The sequence below is a fragment of the Haloferula chungangensis genome, from assembly GCF_042664875.1.
Lineage (GTDB): Bacteria > Verrucomicrobiota > Verrucomicrobiia > Verrucomicrobiales > Akkermansiaceae > Haloferula > Haloferula chungangensis.
Map to the genome: position 1 here is coordinate 1 of NZ_JBHTBS010000096.1, position 551 is coordinate 551.

General features: G+C 48.8%; 1 protein-coding gene. It reads left to right on the forward strand.

Annotation, left to right across the window (positions count from 1 at the left end):
• On the forward strand, nt 1-551 hold a 551-nt coding region (locus tag ACFQY0_RS21365), incomplete at both ends, for an acyl-CoA dehydrogenase family protein (RefSeq protein WP_379717137.1).

The following is a 551-nucleotide window of genomic DNA, read 5'->3' on the forward strand; positions in this document are numbered from 1 at the left end:
TATTCGGGTTAAGCATTCCAGAAGAGTATGGAGGTCTCGGCATCGGGATGGTGGGGAAATGCGCTCTATATGAAGAGATTGGGGCAACCCACAATGGGTACACCACATTGATAGGAGGTCATACAGGGATTGGGACCGTAGGAATCGTGGAGCTTGGGAATGACGAGCAGAAGAGCAAGTACTTGCCGGCACTAGCGAGTGGTGAATCAATTGGAGCTTTTGCTCTGACGGAACCGAGTGCCGGATCGAATGCCACAAACTTAAAAACTACAGCCGTACTCGAAGGGGATCACTATATAATAAACGGAACTAAACATTATATTACAAACGCAACGGAAGCTGACATCTTCACCGTCATGGCTGTTACAGATTCTAGTAAAGGAGCAAAGGGGATTACTTCCTTCATCGTAGAAAAAGACTTCCCCGGCTTTCACGTGGGAGCGGTTGAACCGAAGATGGGGCTCCACGGGTCGCAGTCTGCAGAGCTTATTTTAGAAGATTGCAAGGTACCTGCTGAGAATGTTCTAGGAGAGGAAGGGCAGGGCTACGTG